This window comes from Arcicella sp. GW458-12-2-14-TSB2 (genome assembly GCF_059423785.1).
Map to the genome: position 1 here is coordinate 21,275 of NZ_JBWKYN010000070.1, position 6,415 is coordinate 27,689.

At 36.6% G+C, this 6,415-nt stretch carries 6 protein-coding genes; 2 read left to right on the top strand and 4 right to left on the bottom strand.

What is annotated here, in order from left to right:
- Positions 1-46 precede the first annotated feature (46 nt).
- Complete coding sequence (locus AC07XN_RS11920; protein WP_309924552.1) at positions 47-706, top strand: phosphatidylserine decarboxylase family protein; 660 nt, start codon at positions 47-49, stop codon at positions 704-706.
- A gap of 106 nt (positions 707-812) precedes the next feature.
- The gene (locus AC07XN_RS11925) at positions 813-2,363 is read left to right on the top strand and encodes an FG-GAP repeat domain-containing protein (protein ID WP_494743243.1); all 1,551 of its coding nucleotides are present in this window, start codon (positions 813-815) and stop codon (positions 2,361-2,363) included.
- Between the two features lie 71 nt (positions 2,364-2,434).
- Here AC07XN_RS11925 and AC07XN_RS11930 read toward each other — a convergent pair whose 3' ends face one another.
- The 4 genes from AC07XN_RS11930 to AC07XN_RS11945 all read right to left on the bottom strand — a co-directional run bounded on the left by AC07XN_RS11930 (position 2,435) and on the right by AC07XN_RS11945 (position 6,400).
- Positions 2,435-2,920 (bottom strand): GAF domain-containing protein, encoded by a 486-nt coding sequence (locus AC07XN_RS11930; RefSeq protein ID WP_494743244.1) that lies wholly within the window; start codon positions 2,918-2,920, stop codon positions 2,435-2,437.
- Positions 2,921-2,925: 5 nt separating this feature from the next.
- Complete coding sequence (locus tag AC07XN_RS11935; protein WP_494743245.1) at positions 2,926-3,420, bottom strand: hypothetical protein; 495 nt, start codon at positions 3,418-3,420, stop codon at positions 2,926-2,928.
- 180 nt (positions 3,421-3,600) lie between these two features.
- Complete coding sequence (locus AC07XN_RS11940) at positions 3,601-5,073, bottom strand: DUF4301 family protein (protein ID WP_494743246.1); 1,473 nt, start codon at positions 5,071-5,073, stop codon at positions 3,601-3,603.
- A 94-nt stretch (positions 5,074-5,167) separates the two neighbouring features.
- Positions 5,168-6,400 carry a metal-dependent hydrolase family protein gene (locus tag AC07XN_RS11945; RefSeq protein ID WP_494743247.1) on the bottom strand — a complete coding sequence of 411 codons (1,233 nt, stop codon included), beginning with the start codon at positions 6,398-6,400 and terminating at the stop codon, positions 5,168-5,170.
- Between the last annotated feature and the right edge of the window lie 15 nt (positions 6,401-6,415).

Below are 6,415 nucleotides of genomic sequence, written 5' to 3' on the forward strand. Positions count from 1 at the left end.
TTCAAAGTTTTTAATTAACTTTGTTTGATTATACCCCCTTAAACACATGACTATCCATAAAGAAAGTAAAGGTACTATTTTAGTTACAATCATTTTTTTACTCATTTTAAATAGTGCAGTTGCTTATTTTTTCGTTGAAAATAAAATATTAAGCAATGCTGTATACGCTTTTAGTGTAGTTTTTGCATTAATAATTTTACAATTTTTTCGTGTACCTGTTCGTACAACAGAAAAAAATTCAAAACACGTCATTGCTCCAGCCGATGGAAAGGTAGTGGTAATTGAAGAAGTGGTTGAAACTGAATATTTCAAAGAACCACGCCGACAAGTTTCTATTTTTATGTCGCCTATCAATGTTCATATCAATTTCAATCCAATTTCTGGTATTGTTTCTTATTTCAAATACCATCCTGGGAAATATTTGGTAGCTTGGCATCCAAAATCAAGTACTGATAATGAAAGGACAACCGTTGTGGTAAAACACGATAACGGCACGGAGGTTTTGTTCCGTCAAATTGCAGGAGCATTAGCCCGTAGAATTTGTTGGTATGTAAAAGAAGGACAGGCTGTAGAACAAGGAAAAGAATTTGGCTTTATCAAGTTTGGCTCAAGAATAGACATTTATCTTCCTTTAGATGCTAAAATTTTAGTGAACTTAGAAGACAGACCAATAGGCGGTGAAACAGTGATTGCTGAATTAGCCTAATATTTTTCTAAACAATATATATCCAGAAGGGTAAATTAAAAATTTCAAGTATTTTTAATTTACCCTTTTTGTGTTTAAAACCATTTTTATACTTCAATCTCAAGAAATGTTCAATCGTTTATTAGTTATTATTGTAGTTTGTTTACTTTGGAACTGTTCTAGTTCAAATAAAAAGGAGACTTATGTTCCTCCTGTCCCTTCTAATAAAACTGGGAAAGAATTAGCCCAGACCTACTGTAGCAGTTGCCATCAACTACCCTCCCCTGATTTATTAGATAAGACTACTTGGGAAAGAAGCGTGTTGCCTAAAATGTCGTATAGATTAGGGTTAGAGCCTGATATTTTTAAAGTGTACAACGGAATGTCTCCCGAGGAATTACCAATTCTTGCTGCTGCCAATGTATTTCCCGAAAAGCCTGTAATTGCCCCAGAAGATTGGGCTAAAATCATAAAATATTATGTTGACAATGCTCCAGAGAAACCCCTTCCACAAGCCCCAAAAGAAAAAGTTTCTGTGGGCTTAAGCAACTTTAAGGTGGTAGAAATACAAGGAATTCCCAACAAAATACCTTATGTAACTTTTGTTAAATTTAATCCTGCTCAAAAAAATATTTATATAAGCTGGCGCGGATTACAAAGTTTTCTGAAAATTTATGATTTAGGATTTACACAAACAGATTCGTTGAGTGTTCCTAGTCCTGTTTCAGATATAGATTTTTCTACAAAAAATAAGAGAGTATTAACCATGGGCTTGATGGACCCTAATAATTTCAGCAAAGGTAGTTTGTTCGAAATCAATGCTCAGAAACAACAAAAGCCTATTATAGAATCATTACAGAGACCTGTACAGGCTACTTTTGGCGATTTAAATCAGGATGGACAAGAGGATTTTATCCTTTGCAATTTTGGCAACGAAATCGGGAAATTAGCTTGGTATGATGGTAAAAATAAGCAAGAACACCTTTTAAAGGCACTACCAGGGGCAAGAAATACATTCATCAAAGATATGAATGGCGATAACCTGCCCGACATTGTGGCATTGATGACGCAAGCCCGAGAAGGTATTTTTATCTTTTACAACAAAGGCAATGGGAATTTTGAAGAAACACAAGTCCTCTCTTTCCCTGCTGTATATGGTTCTAGTTACATGGAATTAGCAGACTTCAACAAGGATGGCTTCATGGATATTTTGTATACCAATGGAGATAATGCTGATTTTTCCATTACGCTCAAAAGTTATCATGGCATCAGAATTTTTATGAATGACGGCAAAAATAATTTCAAACAAACTTATTTCTACCCGATGTTTGGTGCATCCAAAGCGATGGCGGCCGATTTTGATTTGGATGGAGATTTAGACATCGCTGCGATTTCATTCTTTACTGACCCCACACAAAAGCCTCATGAGGATTTCTTGTTATTAGATAATCAAGGGAATAATCAGTTTAAGGTGGCTACGTTCCCTGAGGCTACTCATGGGAAATGGATGGTAATGGATGTAGGAGATATGGATCAAGACGGCGATGCTGACATTATATTAGGTTCGTTTTTACGAAGAGGTATGCCTGATGTTGAACAGTTAAACATGGGTAGAAAATTGCCTCCTTCTGCAATTATTTTAGAAAATAGAAAGAGAACAGCAAAGGCCGTTCTCTAATATACTTTTTATCTTGTTCATGAAGTCGAATATGTTTTCCTCTTCATGAACAAGATTGATGATTTATAATCTTACACCATTTCTTCTATTAGCTTAATGATTTGCGATAATCCTTCTGCGTCTGCTTCAGAAAAATCGTCTAATTCATCTGAATCTACATCAAGGACAAGGAAAACATCTCCGTTTTTATTGATGGCTGGTAACACAATTTCAGATTTTGATGCCGACGAACAAGCAATATGTCCAGGGAAAGCCTCTACGTCTGGCACGATAACAACTTCTTTGGTAGTATAGGCATGCCCACAAACACCTTTATTAAAATTGATGCGTGTACAGGCAATAGGGCCTTGGAAAGGTCCTAATACTAATTGATTATCTTTCTTTAGATAAAACCCTACCCAAAAGAAATTGAAAGCTTCTTTTAAGGCTGCAGATATATTAGCAAGATTTGCCGTTAAATCGTTTTCTCCTGAAACAAGCGATTTGATTTGTGGCAAAAGACTTTCATAAATTTCTTTACGATTAGTCGTTGATGGAATATACAAACTTTCTGACATGCGTATTAAGCGGTAATAGGTTGGAAGTAACGTTTCATCCAGCTTTGTGCTGCACTTACTTGCCAATTGTTTTTAAATTCGCCGATATTAGCCACTAAATTATTAAAGATTAAGGTATCAGGATGAATGATTCCTTCGGCTACAAGGGTTTTAATTTTCAACATCTCTACAGTATGAATAGCATCTTGATGAATAAAAGCGATAGAACGATCAAAGAAATTAATGTTCATTTCAGCACTAAGCTCTTTCAACCACCGTGTAGAAGCATCAATAGAACAGCCAGACGCTTGATTCTGGGCTTCGTCTACTGCTACTACAATAAAACGGTTGTGTAATATTTTTACCGAACCTACTAAAGGAACGCCATGTGCTGCCCACTGATTTACCTGTGCTTCAAGGGTCTCTAGCACATAAATAAATTCAGTATCGCTTAAATTTTTATCAGTCTGATATACCCAAACACGGGCATAATCGGGCATTTTTTCAAAAGGAATAAACATATTTTTTCTGTTTTCTTTTTCACTAAAGAGATAATGATTTTTAAGCAAAATCAGTTCCTAAAAATTAACGGCTTTAACCTGTAACTCCAAGAGTTTACAAATTAAAGCCGTTGACGTATATAGCTAATGAGTTGAAAGTTTATGAGTCAAAGGGATTTTATAAACTTCATCCTCCTTTCTTTACTGGTGTTCGTCTCTTAGTAAATCATTCACTGTTTTCACAGGATTGAATGTAATTAAAGGTACTTCAACAAAAATGGTATTCCAGTCAGCCATTGCTCCATTCCAAAGTCCTGGTAATTCTTGTGCTTTCAAGTCTTTACCATCTTTAGATTTTTGGGTAACAAAACCTGTTTTAGGGTCACGGAATTTTAGTAAATCAAATTTTTCCCCCTTGCTATTTTTCAACGCACAAATTAAATCTACAGGGTTGAAGTGTGTTGAATTATTAAAAATTTCTTTTTGTTTTTCATCCTCTAAATCAACCTGAGCCGATTCAACAATTTGTAAAGAAGTAGTTCTGTCAGCATTCTTACACCAGAAAGGACCTCCCCCAGGCTCACCAGTATTTTTCACAACCCCACAAACACGAAGCGGACGATTAAGCTTTTTAAGGAAATAAGCTATTTTGTCGTTATGAGGTAAATCTGTAAAATTCGATGGCTGTAATACACACAATTCTTTTTCAAAAAATTCAGTCAATTCTATAATCAATGGTTGCGAAGCAAACTGAGTTAATTGATGCTGATAGTCGAATATTTTATCTTGATAATACACCAATACCCCTGCCAAAGCCTTTTTGTAGTCATAAGTAGTTTGTTTGATACGGTCTGGTACCACATTATCAATATTTTTAATAAAGACGATGTTGGCATCAATATCATTCAAATTAGCTAACAATGCCCCGTGACCTGCTGGACGAAACAATAATGACCCATCTTTTTCACGAAAAGGTGTGTTGTCTAGGTTTACCGCAATGGTATCTGTCGAACGACGCTGCTCAGAAAAAGTAATTTCGTAGCTCACTCCAAAAGTAGCTTCATAAGTAGGCACTACCTTATCCAATAACATCTTAAAGCGAGTTAAGTGTTCAGGCGAAACCGTAAAATGTAGCTTTACAATGCCATCGGTGTTAGCATAATTTGCTCCTTCTACCAAGTGTTCTTCAATGGCTGTTCTATTGCCTGTTTCATATTTATGAAACTTTAAAAGTCCTTTTGGTAAAGAGCCATATTCCAATCCTTTGCTTGTTAAATAATAGTCGGCAATGATTTTTTCGTCGGCATTTTCAGGGAGAACTTTCTGCAAATCGTCATAAAATGCAAACTCAGGTAATCTTTCGAAGAACTGATTCGTTGATTTATCTGATTTTCCTTCTTCCAAAAAGGCAAATAAAGACTTAAACATCCTTGAGGCCGCACCCGATGCAGGAACAAATTTTAATGGCGTAATGCTTTTCACTTTACTTTCATAAAGGCTTACATATTCGGCCAATTTCTCGTCAGAAAGCTGTATAACACCATTTTCAGGAGTAGCGGCCTTTTGAAGCTGCATGAATGGGAATCCATCTTTGAAATCCTGAATTTGCTGTTCAACAGTTTCTAAGTTAATGCCTAATTCTTGAATTTGATTGAGGTCGTTTTGAGTAAACATAGTAATTTGGTTTGCGGTAATCAATATATGCAGTAATAACTTATTATCTTTCTTACAAATATATAAGTAAAAAATTATACCAGCCTGTTAGGTATTATTTTTTATAAATAATGCCATTTTTCATCACAAATATCACATTTTTGATATGAGAGATGCTCTTTTCTGGCTCTCCTTCAACGGCTATTATATCTGCAAAATAGCCATTTTTTATTCTTCCTAGCTCTTTTAGTTTAAATACTTCTGCATTAATAGCGGTGGCCGATTGTAAAACATCCATAGGTTTCATCCCATATTCTACCATCAATTCCATTTCGCGGGCATTTTCGCCATGCGGGAACACACCGACATCTCCACCCATACAGATTTTCACGCCTGAATTTAAAGCTAGTTTAAAACTCTTGCGTTTTTCCTGAATACGTGTTGGCTCAGGTTCTTGTCCTTTTTTCCAGCCTTTGTATTGGGTAGTAGCATCACCAGCGGCCAAAGTCGGGCAAAAACATACCCCCTTTTCTTTCATTAAGGCAAATACTTCCGCATTTCCGCCGTCGCCATGTTCTATTGTTTTGATACCCGCCATAATTGCCCTCCGCATTCCTTCGGCCGTAGAAGCATGAGCCACAACATCCCTCCCCGAACTCTTGGCAATATCAACGACTAATTTTAATTCTGACTCCAAAAAAGTAGGCTGAGCATCTTTAAAAAGTCCCCAACGATAATCAGCATATACTTTTATGACATCTGCTCCTTTGCCGATTTGGGTTCTCACGGCTTTGGATAAATTATCTATCCCATCGGCCTCCTCTGCTCCTTGTATTACATTTACATCCGACTGGAAGCCTTTTGGTCCATAACTACCTGTAACGACCAAAGCCCGCCCTGCTACTAACATCCGTGGGCCTGCGATAATCCCTTTTTCAATAGATTGCTTCAAACCTACATCATCATAGTCTGAGCCTTCTGTGCCTAAATCTCTAACAGTAGTAAAGCCAGCCATCAAAGTGTTTTTGGCATGAACGGTCGCCCTGACGATGCGTTCCGCACGAGATTCTTTCAGTACTTGGTCGTCCCAAGAGGTTTCGTTATACGGATGAAGTAACAGATGCGAATGTCCTTCAATCAGCCCCGGCAATAAAGTAGTATGAGGTAAATTGACAATTTCCGTATTTAACGGAACGTTTAGGTTTTCGCCCACAGCAATAATCTTATCTTTTTGAACCAATACTTGCCAGTTTTCATGAATCACCTCTCCATCAAAAACGCGTGAGGGTTTAAGCAAATAAGTATTTTGTTGTGCAAAAGATGGTAGGCAAAAGAATAAAAGGATTATTGAGTAAAGTAAATG

What these genes read in the sequence shown, in the direction of transcription:
- AC07XN_RS11925 (WP_494743243.1), top strand. Translation starts at nt 813, where the DNA reads ATGTTCAATCGTTTATTAGTTATTATTGTAGTTTGTTTACTTTGGAAC.
- AC07XN_RS11930 (WP_494743244.1), bottom strand. Translation starts at nt 2,920, where the DNA reads ATGTCAGAAAGTTTGTATATTCCATCAACGACTAATCGTAAAGAAATT.
- AC07XN_RS11935 (WP_494743245.1), bottom strand. Translation starts at nt 3,420, where the DNA reads ATGTTTATTCCTTTTGAAAAAATGCCCGATTATGCCCGTGTTTGGGTA.
- AC07XN_RS11920 (WP_309924552.1), top strand. Translation starts at nt 47, where the DNA reads ATGACTATCCATAAAGAAAGTAAAGGTACTATTTTAGTTACAATCATT.
- AC07XN_RS11940 (WP_494743246.1), bottom strand. Translation starts at nt 5,073, where the DNA reads ATGTTTACTCAAAACGACCTCAATCAAATTCAAGAATTAGGCATTAAC.